The 16,504-nt window shown below is 73.0% G+C and carries 16 protein-coding genes; 14 read left to right on the plus strand and 2 right to left on the minus strand.

Annotated features, from left to right (window positions below; translation table 11 throughout):
* Positions 1 to 101: 101 nt before the first annotated feature.
* The 4 genes from AB0I82_RS20030 (at position 102) to AB0I82_RS20045 (ending at position 4,117) form a co-directional block, all read left to right on the plus strand.
* Positions 102 to 1,319, plus strand: coding sequence for a hypothetical protein (locus AB0I82_RS20030; RefSeq protein WP_363258644.1), 1,218 nt, complete (start codon positions 102 to 104; stop codon positions 1,317 to 1,319).
* Complete coding sequence (gene mycP / locus AB0I82_RS20035) at positions 1,316 to 2,479, plus strand: type VII secretion-associated serine protease mycosin (RefSeq protein ID WP_363258646.1); 1,164 nt, start codon at positions 1,316 to 1,318, stop codon at positions 2,477 to 2,479. Before AB0I82_RS20030 ends, mycP begins: the two co-directional genes overlap by 4 nt.
* A gap of 42 nt (positions 2,480 to 2,521) precedes the next feature.
* Complete coding sequence (locus AB0I82_RS20040) at positions 2,522 to 3,265, plus strand: SseB family protein (RefSeq protein ID WP_363258648.1); 744 nt, start codon at positions 2,522 to 2,524, stop codon at positions 3,263 to 3,265.
* Between the two features lie 102 nt (positions 3,266 to 3,367).
* On the plus strand, positions 3,368 to 4,117 hold the full coding sequence (locus AB0I82_RS20045; RefSeq protein WP_363258650.1) for an MIP family channel protein: 750 nt from the start codon (positions 3,368 to 3,370) through the stop codon (positions 4,115 to 4,117).
* 80 nt (positions 4,118 to 4,197) lie between these two features.
* Here the strand turns inward: AB0I82_RS20045 and AB0I82_RS20050 are convergent, their stop codons facing one another.
* Entirely contained in the window at positions 4,198 to 4,587 is a 390-nt protein-coding gene (locus tag AB0I82_RS20050; RefSeq protein WP_030251939.1) for a DUF1844 domain-containing protein, read from the minus strand.
* 410 nt (positions 4,588 to 4,997) lie between these two features.
* On the opposite strand from AB0I82_RS20050, the gene infC reads away from it, so the two are divergent.
* The 10 genes from infC to AB0I82_RS20100 all read left to right on the plus strand — a co-directional run bounded on the left by infC (position 4,998) and on the right by AB0I82_RS20100 (position 15,814).
* On the plus strand, positions 4,998 to 5,645 hold the full coding sequence (gene infC, locus AB0I82_RS20055) for a translation initiation factor IF-3 (protein WP_223734011.1): 648 nt from the start codon (positions 4,998 to 5,000) through the stop codon (positions 5,643 to 5,645).
* 124 nt (positions 5,646 to 5,769) lie between these two features.
* Positions 5,770 to 5,964 (plus strand): 50S ribosomal protein L35, encoded by a 195-nt coding sequence (gene rpmI / locus AB0I82_RS20060; RefSeq protein WP_030616321.1) that lies wholly within the window; start codon positions 5,770 to 5,772, stop codon positions 5,962 to 5,964.
* A gap of 101 nt (positions 5,965 to 6,065) precedes the next feature.
* Positions 6,066 to 6,449: a 50S ribosomal protein L20 gene (gene rplT / locus AB0I82_RS20065; protein WP_030251930.1), complete on the plus strand. Its 384-nt coding sequence runs from the start codon at positions 6,066 to 6,068 to the stop codon at positions 6,447 to 6,449.
* 103 nt (positions 6,450 to 6,552) lie between these two features.
* A complete protein-coding gene (locus AB0I82_RS20070; RefSeq protein WP_363258653.1) occupies positions 6,553 to 7,407 on the plus strand; it encodes an RNA methyltransferase in 855 nt (284 codons plus the stop codon).
* A 36-nt stretch (positions 7,408 to 7,443) separates the two neighbouring features.
* Positions 7,444 to 8,595 carry an ATP-binding protein gene (locus AB0I82_RS20075; protein WP_363258654.1) on the plus strand — a complete coding sequence of 384 codons (1,152 nt, stop codon included), beginning with the start codon at positions 7,444 to 7,446 and terminating at the stop codon, positions 8,593 to 8,595.
* Positions 8,596 to 8,735: 140 nt separating this feature from the next.
* Positions 8,736 to 9,863 carry a phenylalanine--tRNA ligase subunit alpha gene (gene pheS, locus AB0I82_RS20080; protein WP_363258655.1) on the plus strand — a complete coding sequence of 376 codons (1,128 nt, stop codon included), beginning with the start codon at positions 8,736 to 8,738 and terminating at the stop codon, positions 9,861 to 9,863.
* Positions 9,863 to 12,370 carry a phenylalanine--tRNA ligase subunit beta gene (gene pheT / locus AB0I82_RS20085; protein ID WP_363258656.1) on the plus strand — a complete coding sequence of 836 codons (2,508 nt, stop codon included), beginning with the start codon at positions 9,863 to 9,865 and terminating at the stop codon, positions 12,368 to 12,370. Before pheS ends, pheT begins: the two co-directional genes overlap by 1 nt.
* Positions 12,371 to 12,616: 246 nt before the next feature.
* Positions 12,617 to 13,822: a PP2C family protein-serine/threonine phosphatase gene (locus AB0I82_RS20090; RefSeq protein ID WP_363258657.1), complete on the plus strand. Its 1,206-nt coding sequence runs from the start codon at positions 12,617 to 12,619 to the stop codon at positions 13,820 to 13,822.
* Between the two features lie 73 nt (positions 13,823 to 13,895).
* Positions 13,896 to 15,233, plus strand: a complete 1,338-nt coding sequence (locus AB0I82_RS20095; protein WP_363258658.1) for a transcriptional regulator — start codon at positions 13,896 to 13,898, stop codon at positions 15,231 to 15,233.
* Between the two features lie 68 nt (positions 15,234 to 15,301).
* Positions 15,302 to 15,814 carry an NUDIX hydrolase gene (locus tag AB0I82_RS20100; protein WP_363258659.1) on the plus strand — a complete coding sequence of 171 codons (513 nt, stop codon included), beginning with the start codon at positions 15,302 to 15,304 and terminating at the stop codon, positions 15,812 to 15,814.
* A gap of 78 nt (positions 15,815 to 15,892) precedes the next feature.
* Here AB0I82_RS20100 and AB0I82_RS20105 read toward each other — a convergent pair whose 3' ends face one another.
* Complete coding sequence (locus tag AB0I82_RS20105) at positions 15,893 to 16,150, minus strand: hypothetical protein (RefSeq protein WP_363258660.1); 258 nt, start codon at positions 16,148 to 16,150, stop codon at positions 15,893 to 15,895.
* Positions 16,151 to 16,504 lie beyond the last annotated feature (354 nt).

Consider the following 16,504-nt stretch of genomic DNA (forward strand, 5'->3'; position numbering starts at 1 on the left):
GGCCGCGGCCCGCAGACCCGCGGCACCTGGTCTGATCCATATGACGTCCCGCCCCGCACGCCGCCCGGGCACGGGGCAGAACTGCGCGAGGGGGAGCGCGGGTGAGCACCGAAGCGAACTACGTCGGCCGGCGCCGCGTGCCCTCGATACCTCCGCCACCGCCGTACCGGCCGGCAGCCGCCCCGGACGCCGCCCGCGAGGAATCCGCACCGGACACCACCGCCGTGCCGCCCCCGCCCCCGGTCCCGCCGAAGCCCAGCCGTCCGGCGCCGCCCGGCTACCGGGACACCGCGTCCTTCCACCTCGCCCAGGGAGCGGCCAACTGGCACGGCGCGAAGGGCGCCAAGGCACCGGCCGCGAAGGCCGCACCGGCCGCGCAGCCGGCCGGACCGCCGGTCGGACCGCCTCCAGCGGAAACGTCCCCCCAGAGGCAGCGCGCCGCGTCGCGCGCGCCGCTGCCGCCGGAGAAGGGACCGCTCGGCAATCCCGCCGCCCCGCCCGTCACGCCGCCGACTGCCCCCGTCCCGACTGCCACCGCGCCGACCGTGGTCGCCCCGTCGCGCCGCCACGCGCTGCGCACGGCCGCCGCCACCGCCTGCCTCGTCCTCGGACTCGGCCTCATCGGCGGGGCCGCGGCCGGCAGCTGGCTCGCCGGGGGACCGGGCGGGGACCAGGCCGCGGCCGCCGCGTTCACCGACGCCCGCGACCTGTGGCACAGCGTCCCCGTGCGCGCGCTCTTCCCGCAGACGCTGCAGGGCACGGCCGCCGGTCCCGGGGGCGCGGACCGCACCTGGCACCGCATCGCGGTCGCGCCCGACAGCGGCTGCACCAAGGCGTTCGACCCGCTGCTGGCCAAGGCGCTGGCCCCGGCCGGCTGCAAGCGCCTGCTGCGCGCGGACTACGTGGACGCCACCCACAGCAGCGTGATCACCGTCGGAGTGGTCACCACCAGGACCGACCTCGCCGGGATGCGCGCCCTGAACAAGCGGTTCAGCACCGAGCGGCTGGCCGCCCGCCGCGACCTGATGCCCCGCCCGTACACCGCCCCGGGCACCCCCGCCGCGGACTTCGGGCCCGACCAGCGCGCCAGCTGGCGCGTCCAGGTGCTGCCCGACGCGCCCTTCGTCGTGTACGCGGTCTCCGGCTTCGCCGACGGCCGCGCCGTACCCGACCCGCGCCCGGCCGACGAGGCCACCCGTACCGGCGCCACCTCCGCGCCCGCCCAGGCAGGACTCGGCCACGACGCCGCCGGGGTCGCGGACGGCATCGAGCGCACCTTCCGCGCGCAGCTGGCCAAGGCCACGGAGGCGGACGGATGACGCTCCGGACCCGCGCCGTCCGGCGCACGCCCCGCGCGCTCGCCGTCGCGCTCACCGCCACCGCCGTGGCCGCCCTGACCGTCGCCCCCGCCCGGGCCGACGGCATCCGCACACAGGAATGGGCGCTGGACGCCCTGCACGTCGAAGATGCCTGGGGGACGACCAAGGGGGACGGCATCACGGTCGCCGTCCTCGACACCGGCGTGGACGCCACCCACCCCGACCTCAAAGGCCAGGTGCTCCCCGGCAAGGACCTGATCGGCTTCGGCGCCGAGCGCGGCGACAAGACCTGGGCGGACCACGGCACGGCGATGTCCGGGATCATCGCCGGGCACGGCCACGGCCAATCCGACGGCGTGCTCGGCATCGCGCCCGAGGCGAAGATCCTGCCGGTCCGCGTGATCCTCGAAGACGCGGACCCGGAGCGGAAGAAGGCCCGCACCGAGCGCGCCAACGCCCTCGCCGACGGCATCCGCTGGGCCGTCGACCACGGTGCCGACGTCATCAACCTCTCCCTCGGCGACGACAGCGACTCGGCGCACCCGGAGCCGCGCGAGGACGCCGCCGTCCAGTACGCGCTGCGCAAGGGCGTCCCGGTCGTCGCCTCGGCGGGCAACGGCGGCCAGCACGGCGACCACGTCTCCTACCCGGCGGCCTACCCCGGCGTGATCGCGGTGACCGCGGTGGACCGCTACGGCACCCGCGCCCGCTTCTCCACCCGCCGCTGGTACGCCACGGTCAGCGGCCCCGGCGTCGACGTCGTCATCGCCAACCCGGACCGCAAGTACTACGAGGGCTGGGGCACGAGCGCGGCCTCGGCCTACGTCTCCGGCGCGGTGGCCCTGATCCGCGCGGCCCACCCCGGCCTGAGCCCCGCCCAGGTCAAGGAACTCCTCACCGAGACCGCCCAGGACACCCCCGCACACGGCCGCAACGACGACGTGGGCGCGGGCCTGGTGGACCCCGCGGCGGCCATCAAGAAGGGCGCCCCCACCGAGCTCCTGAAGAGCGCCCGCACCACGTACACGAAGCGCTACTTCGGCGCGGGCCCCGACGGCCACTCGTCGAGCAGCACCGGCTCCTGGCTCCCCTGGACCGCGACGGCCGCGGGCGCCGCCCTGGTGGCCACGTCAGTACTGCTCTGGCGCCGCCGCGTCTGACCCCGTCCGGCCGCCGACGGCGCGGCCGATAGGCTCAAGCGCGTGACGCTGAAGAACATCCCCGACCCCGGCTTCTCCGACGACGACGGCACCGCCGATCCCGAGCTGACGGCGGCCCTCGCCGCCTGGTCCGGTGACCGTACGGACCCCGCCGCCGAGCCCCGGCTGCTCGCCGCGCTCAAGGGCGCCCGGCTGCTCGTACCGGTGGTGGCCCTGCTGGGAGAGGTGGAGACCGGACCGGACGGGCTCCAGCGCGAGAAGACCAGCGACATGGCCGTGCCGACCCTGCAGGCCCCGGACGGCCGCCGCGCGCTCCCCGCCTTCACGTCGATCGAGACCCTGCACCGCTGGCGCCCGGACGCCCGCCCCGTCGCCGTACCGCTCCAGCAGGCACTGCTCGCCGCCTCCCACGAGAAGGCCGACACGATCGTCGTGGACGTCGCGGGCCCCGTGACGTACCCGCTGACCGGCGCGGCCCTGCGCGCCCTCGCCGAGGGCCGGACCACCGGCGATCCGCTCGCCGACCCCGCCGTCACCGACGCGCTGCGGACGGTCCTCGCGAACGAGCCGGGGGTCCGGGTCGCCCATCTGGCGGCGTCCGCCGACACCGATGCCACGCTCGCCCTCGGCCTCGCCCCCGACGCCCCCGCCGGCGAGGTCGCGCAGCGCCTGGCCAACGCGCTGGCCTCGGACGACGTGCTGCGCGAGCGCCTGGTGAAGGGCCTCGACCTGGCCCTCCTGGCGCCGGACGCGACCCCGCAGGGCGCCCCGCTCTTCAGCCGCTGACCGGCCGCCACCAGGCGCTTCGGGCGGCGCCTCGAGAGGCGGTGACCTCGGAACGGACGCACAATCGCAGCAGGTGCAAGATCCATTCGAGGAAGGCCCTGCATGGACACCATGGACACCCCGGAGACCCGCTCGGTCGTGGCCGAGTTCCTCGGCACGCTGCTCCTGGTGTTCTTCGCGGTCGGCTCTGCCGTGCTGGCCGGGGAGTACATCGGCACCTTCGGCATCGCCCTGTCCTTCGGCTTCACACTGCTGGCCCTGGCCTACGCGCTCGGCCCCATCTCCGGCTGCCACGTCAATCCCGCGGTGACGCTCGGGATGCTGGTGGCCCACCGCATCACCGTCCGTACGGCAGTCGAGTACTGGATCGCCCAGCTGCTGGGCGGCATCGTCGGCGCCGCGCTGCTCTTCCTGGTGGCCAAGCAGGTGCCGGGCCTGAAGACCGACGGCGCCTTCGGCAGCAACGGCTTCGCCGACCGCTCGGCGGTGCACATCAACCTCGGCGGCGCGTTCGTCGCCGAGATCGTGCTCACGTTCCTGCTGGTCTTCGTCGTCCTCGCGGTGACCCACAAGGTGGCCCTGGTCGGCTTCGACGGCCTGGCCATCGGCATCGCGCTGGCCACCATCCACCTCATCGGCATCCCGCTCACCGGTACGTCCGTGAACCCCGCCCGGAGCTTCGGCCCGGCGCTCTTCGCGGGCGGCGGCGCGCTCTCCCAGCTCTGGCTGTTCATCGTGGCGCCGCTGATCGGCGGCGTGCTGGCGGCCCTGGCCCACCGGCTCACCCACACCCCGTACAGCCCGCTGCATCCGGCGGACGAACCGCCCGCGGACGAACGCTCGGCGATCTGACCGCCCACACGACGGTGGCCCCCTGATCCACGCACTCCGTGGATCAGGGGGCCACCGTCATACCGTCTCCGGCGGGCCGCTCAGCCGAACACCGGCCCGGTGTACTTCTCGCCCGGCCCCTGGCCCGGCTCGTCCGGCACCACCGAGGCCTCGCGGAAGGCCAGCTGCAGCGACTTCAGCCCGTCCCGGAGCGGCGCGGCGTGGTACGAGCCGATCTCCGTGGCGCTCGCGGTCACCAGCCCGGCCAGCGCGTGGATCAGCTTGCGTGCCTCGTCCAGGTCCTTGTGCTGCTCGCCCTCCTCGGCGAGGCCGAGGTTGACCGCGGCCGAGCTCATCAGGTGCACCGCGACCGTCGTGATCACCTCGACGGCCGGCACGTCCGCGATGTCGCGGGTCATCGCGTCGAAGTCCGCGGGCTGCGCGTCCGGGGCGGCTGCGGAGTCGGAGGAGGGAGGGGTGGCGTCGCTCATGGCTCTCTATCTGTCCGTACGATCGGTGCGCCCGCTCCGTGCGGCCGGTGCGCTGCCCTCAGAGTAGGCCCCGGCGCGCCCGCGCCCGCGCGTGGGGCGGCGCCCCGCGCGCCCGCCGGAGGCCGTACGAGCGGAGGCCGGTACAGGTCCCGCCCGGGTCATGTACCATTGACTTCGACCGGCCGGTCACCTATGTGTCCGGCCCACAAGTGGAGGCTCCGATCTCCCACCCGATTCCAGCCCCCAGGGCAGGCGGGTCACGGTCAGGCTGCGCCCCGCGGTGACATCGCGGCGGTGCTCCCCGATCTTTTTGAGGAGCCCCGCGTGTGTCCCGTCCGGGGCGTTTTTGCGTGTTCCGGCGAGATGGTCACACCGAAAAGACGTTACGCGGCTGTCCGCCAGGCGGTCGTGTGGTGCTAAACCGAGGAGGATCCATCAGCGCCGAGCCCCGCATCAACGACCGGATTCGCGTCCCCGAGGTGCGACTCGTCGGTCCCAGTGGCGAGCAGGTCGGCATTGTGCCGCTTGCCAAGGCCCTGGAGCTTGCGCAGGAGTACGACCTCGACCTGGTCGAGGTGGCGGCGAACGCCCGTCCGCCGGTCTGCAAGCTCATGGACTACGGAAAGTTCAAGTACGAGTCGGCCATGAAGGCCCGTGAAGCGCGCAAGAACCAGGCGCACACGGTCATCAAGGAGATGAAGCTCCGGCCGAAGATCGACCCGCACGACTATGACACCAAGAAGGGTCACGTCGTCCGGTTCCTCAAGCAGGGTGACAAGGTCAAGATCACGATCATGTTCCGTGGTCGCGAGCAGTCCCGTCCGGAGCTCGGTTTCCGGCTGCTGCAGCGGCTCGCGGAGGATGTCCAGGACCTCGGTTTCGTCGAGTCGAACCCGAAGCAGGACGGCCGGAACATGATCATGGTCCTCGGTCCGCACAAGAAGAAGACCGAGGCGATGGCCGAGGCCCGCGAGGCGCAGGCCGCCCGCAAGGCGGAGCGCCAGGGTGTTGCCCCTGCCGAGCAGGAGCAGGCCGCCGAGGAGCCCGCCGAGGCGTGATCCAGGGGCGTACGCCCCGGAGAGCGCCGGGGTCACCGCCCCGGACACCAACCGAAACAACTGACGCTCCCGTATGCCGGCCCACCGGCCGGCGGGAGCGCCACCGACGAGGAGAGAACGGCGCATGCCGAAGAACAAGACGCACAGCGGCTCCAGCAAGCGCTTCAAGGTCACCGGCTCCGGCAAGGTGCTGCGCGAGCGCGCCGGCAAGCGCCACCTGCTCGAGCACAAGTCGTCCAAGCTGACGCGTCGCCTCACCGGCAACGCCGAGATGGCCCCGGGCGACGCCAAGAAGATCAAGAAGCTTCTCGGCAAGTGAGTCGCCGCGCCCCTGGAAAGGCGGCGCGCGACCTCGACCGGGACCTGAATCGAATCGGGCCGTGTGCCGACCACCACGGCCCCGCTACAAGGAGTTAACAAGTGGCACGCGTCAAGCGGGCAGTCAACGCTCACAAGAAGCGCCGGGCGATCCTCGAGCAGGCCAGCGGCTACCGCGGCCAGCGGTCGCGCCTCTACCGCAAGGCCAAGGAGCAGGTCACCCACTCCTTCGTCTACAACTACAACGACCGCAAGAAGCGCAAGGGCGACTTCCGTCAGCTGTGGATCCAGCGCATCAACGCCGCTGCCCGCGCCAACGGCATGACCTACAACCGCTTCATCCAGGGTCTGAAGGCCGCCAACATCGAGGTGGACCGCAAGATCCTGGCCGACCTCGCGGTCAACGACCAGAACGCGTTCGCCGCGCTGGTCGAGGTGGCGCAGAAGGCGCTGCCGAGCGACGTGAACGCTCCCAAGGCTGCCTGAACCTCAGCCTGAGGAAGTCGTCGAGCGGACCCGCAGGCCCCCGGCCTGCGGGTCCGCCGCCGTTTTGCACCACCACCCCTTACGACGAAGTGAGCCGCCGCCCATGGGCACCCCCGAGCTGATCTCCCCGCGTTCCGCACGCGTCGCCGCCGCCCGGCGGCTGGCCCGCCGCAATTTCCGCGGCAAGGAGCGCCGGTTCATCGCCGAGGGACCGCAGGCGGTCAGAGAGGCCGTCCGGCACAGCAGCGGCGGCGAGCCGACGCTGATCGAGGTCTTCGCCACGCCCGAGGCGGCCGAGCGGCACGAGGCGATCGTGGCCGCGGCGCAGGACGCCGGGGTGCGCGTCCTGCTCGCCGACGACGACACCATCGCCGACCTCTCGCAGACCGTGACCCCGCAGGGCCTGGTCGGCGTCTGCCGCTTCCTGGACTCGCCCTTCGAGGAGATCCTCGCCGCCCGGCCCAAGCTGGTCGCCGTACTGGCGAACGTCCGCGACCCCGGGAACGCCGGCACGGTACTGCGCTGCGCGGACGCCGCGGGCGCCGACGCCGTGGTGCTGACCGATGCCTCCGTGGACCTGTACAACCCCAAGTCGGTACGGGCCTCCGTCGGCTCGATCTTCCATCTGCCGGTCGCCGTCGGCGTCCCGGTCGAGCGGGTCGTCGACGGGCTCAAGGGCGCGGGCGTACGCATCCTGGCGGCGGACGGCGCGGGGGAGGACGATCTGGACGCCGAGCTGGACGCGGGCACGATGGGCGGCCCGTCGGCCTGGATCTTCGGCAATGAGGCATGGGGGCTCCCGGAGGAGACCCGGGCGCTGGCCGACGCGGTCGTGCGCGTCCCCATCCACGGCAAGGCCGAGAGCTTGAACCTCGCGACCGCGGCCGCGGTGTGCCTGTACGCCTCCGCGCGCGCCCAGCGCACGCCCGGAGGGTGCCGCTCCGCCGTCGCGGGCTAGTAGGGTGGCGTGCCCACATCGGAAGGGGGCAGCGGGATGAATGTGCGGACTTCCGGCACTCGCGCGTCCGTGGTGGACATCTGCCTCTCCGGCGACCCCGGCGAGAACCCTCCGCTCCCGTACGACCCGGCAGGGCCGGCCGCCGGGCTGGATCCGGACGAGCTGCCCGACGGCCTGGTGGTGGCCGACGAGAGCGGCCGGGTGGTGTGCTTCAACGCCGCCGCCGCGCGGCTGACGGCCGTCGACCCCGGTGACGTACTCGGGCTGCCTCTGGAGAGCGCGCTGCCGCTGCAGGACATCGAGGGCCGCCGCTGGTGGCAGCTGACCGACCCGTACGGCGGGCTGGCCATCCGCACCGGCCAGCCGGAGCGCAATCTGGTGCTCGGCGGCCGGGAGCTGCTGGTCTCGGCACGGTACGTACGCGACCGGCCGCTCGGCTCGGTGCGGCGCCTGGTCGTCACGCTGCGCGGCACCGAGGCGCGGCGGCGTACGGAGCTGAGCCATGCCGAGCTGATCGCCACCGTCGCGCACGAGCTGCGCTCGCCGCTGACCTCCGTGAAGGGCTTCACCGCGACCCTGCTGCAGAAGTGGGAGCGCTTCACCGACGATCAGAAGCGGCTGATGCTGGAGACCGTCGACGCGGACGCGAACCGGGTGACGCGGCTGATCGCCGAGCTGCTGGACATCTCGCGGATCGACTCGGGGCGGCTGGAGGTGCGCCGGCAGCGGGTCGACATGGCCTCGGCGGTACGGCGGCACGTCCAGGCGCAGATCACGGCGGGCCAGCGCCCGGACCGCTTCCTGATCCGCATGCTGGAACCGCTCCCCGACATGTGGGCCGATCCGGACAAGGTCGATCAGGTACTGGGCAACCTGCTGGAAAATGCGGTGCGGCACGGCGAGGGAACGGTCACCATCGAGGTGGCACCGACACCCATGACGACCGGCACGGAGGGAACGACCGTCACCGTGAGCGACGAGGGCCCCGGCATCCCCGAGGAGTCGATGAGCCGCGTCTTCACCCGCTTCTGGCGGGGCAGCAAGCGCGGCGGCACCGGCCTGGGCCTGTACATCGTCAAGGGCATCGTCGAGGCCCACGGCGGCACGATCACGGTCGGCCGGGCCCCGGCCGGCGGCGCGCAGTTCCGATTTACCCTGCCCGTCGGCACCCCGGCCTTCATGGCCTGAGCGGGACCGACGGGCGCCGTCCTGCCAGGGGCGTCGGTGAGGCGTGGCAGCGATGCCCCTTAGACTTGACCTTTGGCACCTTTGGCATTCAAGCGTCGGGGGCAAGCCGCGCGCCAAGACCACCGGAAGCACGGGAAGAGATGTCCGCACCCAATAAGTCGTACGACCCTGTTGAGGTCGAGGCCCTGAAACCGGAAGAGATCGAGCGCATGACGGACGAGGCGCTCGCCGCGTTCGCCGCCGCGACCGACCTCGACGAGCTCGCTCACGCGAAGACCGCCCACACCGGCGGCACCTCGCCGCTCGCGCTCGCCAACCGGGAGATCGGCGCCCTGCCCCCGCACGCCAAGGCGGACGCCGGCAAGCGCGTCGGCCAGGCCCGCGGCCGCGTGAACCAGGCCCTCAAGGTCCGCCAGGAGGAGCTGGAGGCCGAGCGGGACGCCCGCGTGCTGGTCGAGGAGGCGGTGGACGTCACGCTGCCGTACGACCGCGTACAGGCCGGCGCCCGGCACCCCCTCACCACGCTCTCCGAGCGCATCGAGGACGTCTTCGTGGCGATGGGCTACTCCGTCGCCGAGGGCCCCGAGGTCGAGTCGGAGTGGCTGAACTTCGACGCGCTGAACATCGCCCCGGACCACCCGGCCCGCACGATGCAGGACACCTTCTTCGTCGAGTCGGCCGCCGACGGTGACGAGAAGCAGACCGGTGTGGTGCTGCGCACGCACACCTCGCCGGTGCAGATCCGCTCGATGCTGGACCGCGAGCCGCCGCTGTACGTGATCTGCCCGGGCCGCGTCTACCGCACCGACGAGCTGGACGCGACCCACACCCCGGTCTTCAACCAGGTCGAGCTGCTCGCCATCGACGAGGGCCTGACCATGGCGGACCTCAAGGGCACCCTGGACCACATGGTGCAGGCGCTGTTCGGCGAGGGCATGGAGACCCGGCTGCGCCCGAACTACTTCCCGTTCACCGAGCCGTCCGCCGAGATGGACATGGTCTGCTACGTCTGCCGTGGCGCGTCCGTGGGCGACCCGGAGAACCCCTGCCGTACGTGCTCCAGCGAGGGCTGGATCGAGCTGGGCGGCTGCGGCATGGTCAACCCGCGGGTGCTGACCGCCTGCGGCGTCGACCCGGAGAAGTACAGCGGATTCGCCTTCGGGTTCGGCATCGAGCGGATGCTGATGTTCCGCCACAACGTCGAGGACATGCGAGACATGGTCGAGGGTGACGTGCGCTTCACCCGGCCTTTCGGGATGGAGATCTGATGCGGGTCCCGCTTTCTTGGCTGCGGGAGTACGTCGACCTGCCGGCCGAGGTAACCGGCCGTGACGTGCAGACCAAGCTGATTGCCTCCGGTCTGGAGGTGGAGACCGTCGAGCAGCTGGGCGCCGGCATCGAGGGTCCGCTGGTCGTCGGCCAGGTGCTGACGATCGAGGAGCTGGAGGGCTTCAAGAAGCCGATCCGCTTCTGCACGGTCGACGTCGGCCAGGCCAACGGCACGGGCGAGCCGCAGGAGATCGTCTGCGGTGCCCGTAACTTCGCCGTCGGCGACAAGGTCGTCGTGGTCCTCCCGGGCGCCACGCTGCCCGGCGGCTTCAAGATCTCCGCGCGCAAGACGTACGGCAAGAAGTCGCACGGCATGATCTGCTCCGGCGACGAGCTGGGCATGGGTGACGACGGCTCGCACGGCATCATCGTGCTGCCGCCCGAGATCGAGGTCGGCACCGACGCGATCCAGCTCCTGGAGCTGGTCGACGAGGTACTGGACATCGCGGTCACCCCGGACCGGGGCTACTGCCTGTCCATGCGCGGCGTCGCCCGCGAGACCGCGACCGCGTACGGCCTGCCGCTGCGCGACCCGGCGCTGCTGGACGTGCCGCCGCCGAACAGCTACGGCTACCCGGTCAAGGTCACCGACCCGATCGGCTGCGACCGCTTCACCGCGCGTACGGTCGTCGGCCTCCAGCCCGAGGCCCGCTCGCCGATCTGGCTGCAGCGCCGCCTGCAGAAGGCCGGCATGCGGCCGATCTCGCTCGCCGTCGACGTCACCAACTACGTGATGCTCGAACTGGGCCAGCCGCTGCACGCCTACGACCGGTCCCTCGTCGAGGGCCCGATCGGGGTCCGCCGCGCCGAGCCCGGCGAGAAGATCACGACGCTGGACGGCACGAAGCGCGTCCTGGACGCCGAGGACCTGGTCATCACGGACAACCGCGGGCCGATCGGCCTGGCGGGCGTCATGGGCGGTGCCAACACCGAGATCGCCGACCACGTAGAGGGCCAGGGCACGACCGAGGTCGTCATCGAGGCCGCGCACTTCAACGCGCTGACCATCGCGCGCACGGCCCGCCGCCACAAGCTGTCCTCCGAGGCGTCCAAGCGCTTCGAGCGCGGCGTCGACCCCGAGGCCGCGTCCGCCGCCGCGCAGCGGACCGTCGACCTGCTCGTGCTGCTCGCGGGCGGCACCGCCGAGGCCGGCGTGACGGAGATCGTGGCGCCCAGCGGGCCGCACACGATCACCATCCCGGCGGACCACCCGGACAAGGTCGCGGGCGTGGCGTACGGCCGCGAGACCGTCGTCCGCCGCCTGCAGCAGGTCGGCTGCGACGTGTACGGCCAGGACGAGCTCATGGTCACGGTGCCGTCCTGGCGCCCCGACCTGACCGACCCGAACGACCTCGCCGAAGAGGTCATCCGGCTGGAGGGCTACGAGAACCTGCCCTCCACGCTGCCGACGCCGCCCGCGGGCACCGGCCTGACCGAGCGGCAGCGGCTGCACCGCCGGGCCGGCCGCGCGCTGGCCGGCGCCGGGTACGTCGAGGCGCTGAACTACCCATTCATCGGCGAGGCGGTGCTCGACCAGCTCGGCATCGAGGCGGACGACCCGCGCCGCCGTACGGTGAAGCTGGTCAACCCGCTCTCGGACGAGGAGCCCTCGCTCCGTACGACGCTGCTGCCGGGCCTGCTGTCCGCGCTGCGGCGCAACGACGGCCGCGGCGCGCACGACCTGGCGCTCTTCGAGACCGGCCTGGTCTTCCGGCCGACCGGTGACGAGAAGCCGGCCGCCCGGCTGCCCGTCGACCGCCGCCCGACCGACGCGGAGATCGCCGCGCTGAACGCCGCGCTGCCCGAGCAGCCGCGTCGCGCTGCCGTGGTCCTCGCGGGCGCCCGCGAGCAGGCCGGCTGGTGGGGCAAGGGCCGCCCGGCGACCTGGGCCGACGCCGTCGAGGCGGGCCGCCTGGTGGCCCGTGAGGCGGGCGTGGAGCTGATCGTCCGCCAGGACCAGCAGGCGCCCTGGCACCCGGGCCGCTGCGCCGCGCTGCTCGCGGTCGTGGACGGCGCGGAGGTGCTCGTCGGCAACGCCGGTGAGCTGCACCCGCGCGTCATCAAGGCGCTGGGCCTGCCGGAGCGGACCTCCGCCATGGAGATCGACCTGGACCGCCTGGAGCGGGCCGGTGCGGGCGTGGTGCCCGCCCCGCGCATCTCGACCTTCCCGGTCGCGACCCAGGACGTCGCCCTGATCGTCGACTCCGCCGTCCCGGCGGCCGACGTCGAGGCGGCCCTGCGCTCCGGCGCCGGCGAGCTCCTGGAGGACCTGCGCCTCTTCGACGTCTTCACCGGCGAGCAGGTCGGCGAGGGCAAGAAGTCCCTGGCGTACGCGCTGCGCTTCCGCGCGGCCGACCGCACGCTGACCGCCGACGAGGCCAGCGCGGCCCGTGACGCGGCGGTGGCGGCGGCCGTCGAGCGGACGGGCGCGAGCCTGCGCGCGTAAGGACGTCGTCCTTCCGCGCGGAGCACCGCGATGGTCCCGGTGGCGGGCCCCCGACTCAGGTCGGGGGCCCGCCACCGGCGTTTTCAGGACCGGGGAAGCGTCAACTCCGCGTGTCACTCGATCGGGTGAGAGGGCGGCGGTGGACGGCGGCCCCGGCGCCCCGCGTCGCCACAATCGATCACGCCGCGCGGCATTTATGCGCCGGCACGCGACCACGCGACGGCACGGCGGAGGGGAACCATCCGGATGAACCGCAGCTGGGCGCGGTGGCGCGGCACGGCCCGCCACTGCGTCCGGGCGTGGCGCCCGCTGCCGCCGGTGGAGGACGAAACGTTACGCGGCTTCGTCCGCCGGCTCTTCGTCCTCGTCCTCCCCGGGATCTGGGTCGCCGTGATCCTCACCTGGGAGCTGACCGGTACCGGCCACGCCCAGCCCCTCCAACTGCTCGCCGCGGCACCGGCCATCGCCTGCGCAGGGACCGGCCGCCGGGAGTGCGTCGTACTCGGCGGCCTGTGCGCGCTGATCGCCCTCGTACCGCTCGGCGCGGCCGGCCAGGACACCGCGACCGCGACCCGGCTGGGCACCTGCGCCGCCATCCTCGTCGTGGTCGCGGCCAGTTACCTGACCGCGGGGCGGCGGGCGCGGCTGCTCCGCGAGCTCGCGCGCACCCGGGACGTCGCGGAGGCGGCGCAGCGGCTCGTGCTGCGCCCGCTCCCGGAGCGGATCGGCCCGCTTCGGGTCGCCGCCGGGCACCTGTCGGCGGGCGAGGGCACGCTCATCGGCGGCGACCTGTACGACGCGGTGCCGACGCAGTACGGCCTGCGGGTCGTCATCGGCGACGTACGCGGCCACGGCCTGGCGGCCGTCGGCACGGTCTCCGCCATGCTCGGCTGCTTCCGCGAGGCCGCGCACGACGAGCCGGAACTGTCCGGGGTGTTACGCCGCCTGGACCGCGCGCTGGCCCGCCACCTGGCCGAGCCGGGCGGCCGCCCGGCGGCGGAAGCGGCGGAGACCGCCGAGGAGTTCGTCACCGTACTGCTGCTCCAGGTCGCCCCCGGCGGCGAGTACACCGCACTGAACTGCGGGCACCCCTGGCCGTACCGCTTCAGCAGCGGTACGGCCGAGCCGCTCGCCGAGGACGAACCGCTGCCCCCGCTCGGCCTGTTCCCCCTCCCGGACCGGCTTCACCCGCTCTCCGGGCGGCTGGCCGACCGCGAGGGGCTGCTGCTCTACACGGACGGCGCCGAGGACGCCCGTGACGCGCACGGGGCGTTCTTCCCGCTCCGCACCGAACTGCTCGCGTGCCTGTCCGAGGCCGCCCCGCACCCGCTCGCCCCCGGCGCCCTCGTCGCCGCCGTGCGCGACCGGATCGTCCGGCACGCGGGCGGCCGCCTCAGCGACGACGTGGCCCTGCTGGCCCTCACCGGCCCACAACTTTCACACCCCGTGTGAACTCCCGCTGTTTACGCTGGTGATGAGGCGAAGCGCGCCCGCGACGAGCCAGGGCGCGGATCAGGAGGGGGCCATGGAGCCCAACACCCTGCTCGATGCGATCCTGGACGAGGCGGGCATCTCGCACGCCGGGCTGGCCGTGCACATCAACCAGCTCGGCCGCCGGCGCGGCCTGTCCCTGCGGTACGAACACACCGCCGTGGCCCGCTGGCTGAAGGGCCAGCGGCCGCGCGGCCAGGTCCCCGACCTGATCTGCGAGATCCTCAGCGACCGGCTGCACCGCCCGGTCGGCCTGGACGACATCGGGCTGAGCAGGCCCGGGACCCGCCGCGCCGCCGACACCCCGCTCTCCGGCTTCGTCGAGCGGGCCACCGCGCTGTGGCGCTCCGACGAGCAGCAGCGCCCGCACGTCCTCAGCGCGCCCGCGCTGACCGGGACTTCGGCGGTCATGCCCGTATGGGAGTGGGAGAACCCACCGGAGGACTCCGACGTCTCGCGCAGCGGCCTGACCCGGGTGTCCATGGCCGACATCGAGATGCTGCGCTCGGCGCGCACGCACTACGAGCAGATGTACCGCAAGGCCGGCGGCGTCGCGACCAGAGCGCGCATCGTCGGCTTCCTCAACACCGAGGCGGCGCCGCTGCTGCGCGGCAGCTACACCGACGCCACGGGGCGCCAACTCCACCGCGCCACGGGCGGGTTGGTGGCCGTCGCGGGCATCTGCGCGTACGACTCGGACGCCTTCGGGCTCGCGCAGCGCTACTTCCACCAGGCGCTGCGGCTGGCCAAGGCGAGCGGCGACCGGGGGCTCGGCGCGTACATCATCGCGCTGCTGGTGAACCAGTCGCTGTTCACCCGCGAGTACCGCCAGGCGGTCGCCTTCGCCGAGGCGGCGCTGCGCGCCGCGGGCCCGCACATCACCGCGGCGCTCGCCGCCGACCTGTACGCGATGCAGGCGAAGGCGTACGCGCGGCTGGGCGACGGCGCCGGCGCGCTGTCCTGCATCCGCCGGGCCGAGGCCGCGGCGGAGCGGATCCGGCCGGGCCTGGAGCCGGACGAGACCGGCTACGTCCAACCGGGCCTGGTCAACGTACAGGTGGCGGAGGCGCTGCTCAGCCTGGGCGACCTGCGGGCCGCACAGGAACAGGCCACCGCCGCCGTCGACACCCCCGCGCACGACCGCGGCCGGGTGCACCGGCTCGCCATGCTCGCGCACATCGAGCTGAGACAGGGAGAGGCCGAAAAGGCCGTGGCCAGCGCGACGCAGATGGCGGAACAGGCACGGGGCATGGAGTCGCAGCGGTTACGGGACCGCCTGCGGGCGGTACGCGAACTCCTTGCCGGAACCGGAAGCAGCGCCACCGACGCCGCGGCCGACTTGATCGATGAGGCGTTGCGCGTTCCGCTCTGACGGATGGCTCGTGTCCACGTGCCATCTCTTCGGCGGAAGGTGGCAGGCACGTGCGATGGAAAAATCTCATGGAGCAGACCGTGTACGAGAACCGCTGGTTCCGGGTCAACCTCGCTGATGTGGAGCTCCCGGACGGGCGGCATCTGGACCACTACCTGATCCGGATGCGGGCGGTCGCGGTGGCCACGGTGGTCAACGAGGCGAACGAGGTGCTGCTGCTGTGGCGGCACCGATTCATCACCGACACCTGGGGCTGGGAGCTGGCCGCCGGGGTGGTCGAGGACGGCGAGGACGTCGCCGTCGCGGCCGCCCGCGAGATGGAGGAGGAGACCGGCTGGCGGCCCGGCACCCTCCAGCACTTGATGTCCGTGGAGCCGTCCAACGGCCTCACGGACGCCGTGCACCACATCTACTGGTCCGACCGGGCCGAGTACGTCGGCCACCCCGAGGACGACTTCGAGTCCGACCGCAGGGAGTGGGTACCGCTCAAGCTCGTGCCGGACATGGTGGCGCGGGGTGAGGTGCCGGCCGCCAACATGGCGGCGGCGCTGCTGATGCTGCACCACCTCCGCCTGGGCTGAGCCCCGGCCGGGCGCGCCCGTCAGGGTCCTGGGCGGGCGCCGCCCGGCGCCGGTCGTTCTCGTGGCGCCGGGCACCCGTCAGTTCGTCAGGACCTGCCACACGGCGACCGCCAGGGCCGCGATCCCGGTGAGCGCGGCGACGGACGGCAGTGGCCACCGTCCGTGTTCGATGCGCGTGAGCCTGCTGGCGAGCTCCTCCGCGTCGCGCTCGTAACTCTCGGTGCGCTGCGCGAGCAGGGCGAGCTGGCCGTCGACGCGTGCGGTGCGCACGTCACAGCAGCGCCTGAGCTCCGCCACATCGGTGGCTACTAGGTCGGTTTCAGGGTGGGCGGTCACTGTCCGCTCCTCATTCCTCTCGGAAACTCGGTGTTTTGCGTACTACAGACAGTGAACAGCCTTGTGGGGCAGGGCGGGAGAGTGTGCGGGAGGAATATGCGTGTCAACGCCGCACACCCCGTGTGAATTCAGTGCGGCCGATGCCGGGGCGAGGGGTGCGCGGACTTCACACGGGGTGCGAATCGCGCACCCGAACCGGGGCCTTTCACACGGTGCCGACCATGGCGGCCGAGGAGTTGACTCAACAGGGCCACGGGGGCAACAGCCGGCGGAACGGGCGCCCGCCGGCGGAGTCCGACCGCCGTCTTTCCCCCGAGCGGCGGCGGACGGCCGGACGGCCCACGCCTTCTGACG

The sequence above is a fragment of the Streptomyces sp. NPDC050315 genome, assembly GCF_040655775.1.
Classification (GTDB): Bacteria; Actinomycetota; Actinomycetes; order Streptomycetales; family Streptomycetaceae; genus Streptomyces.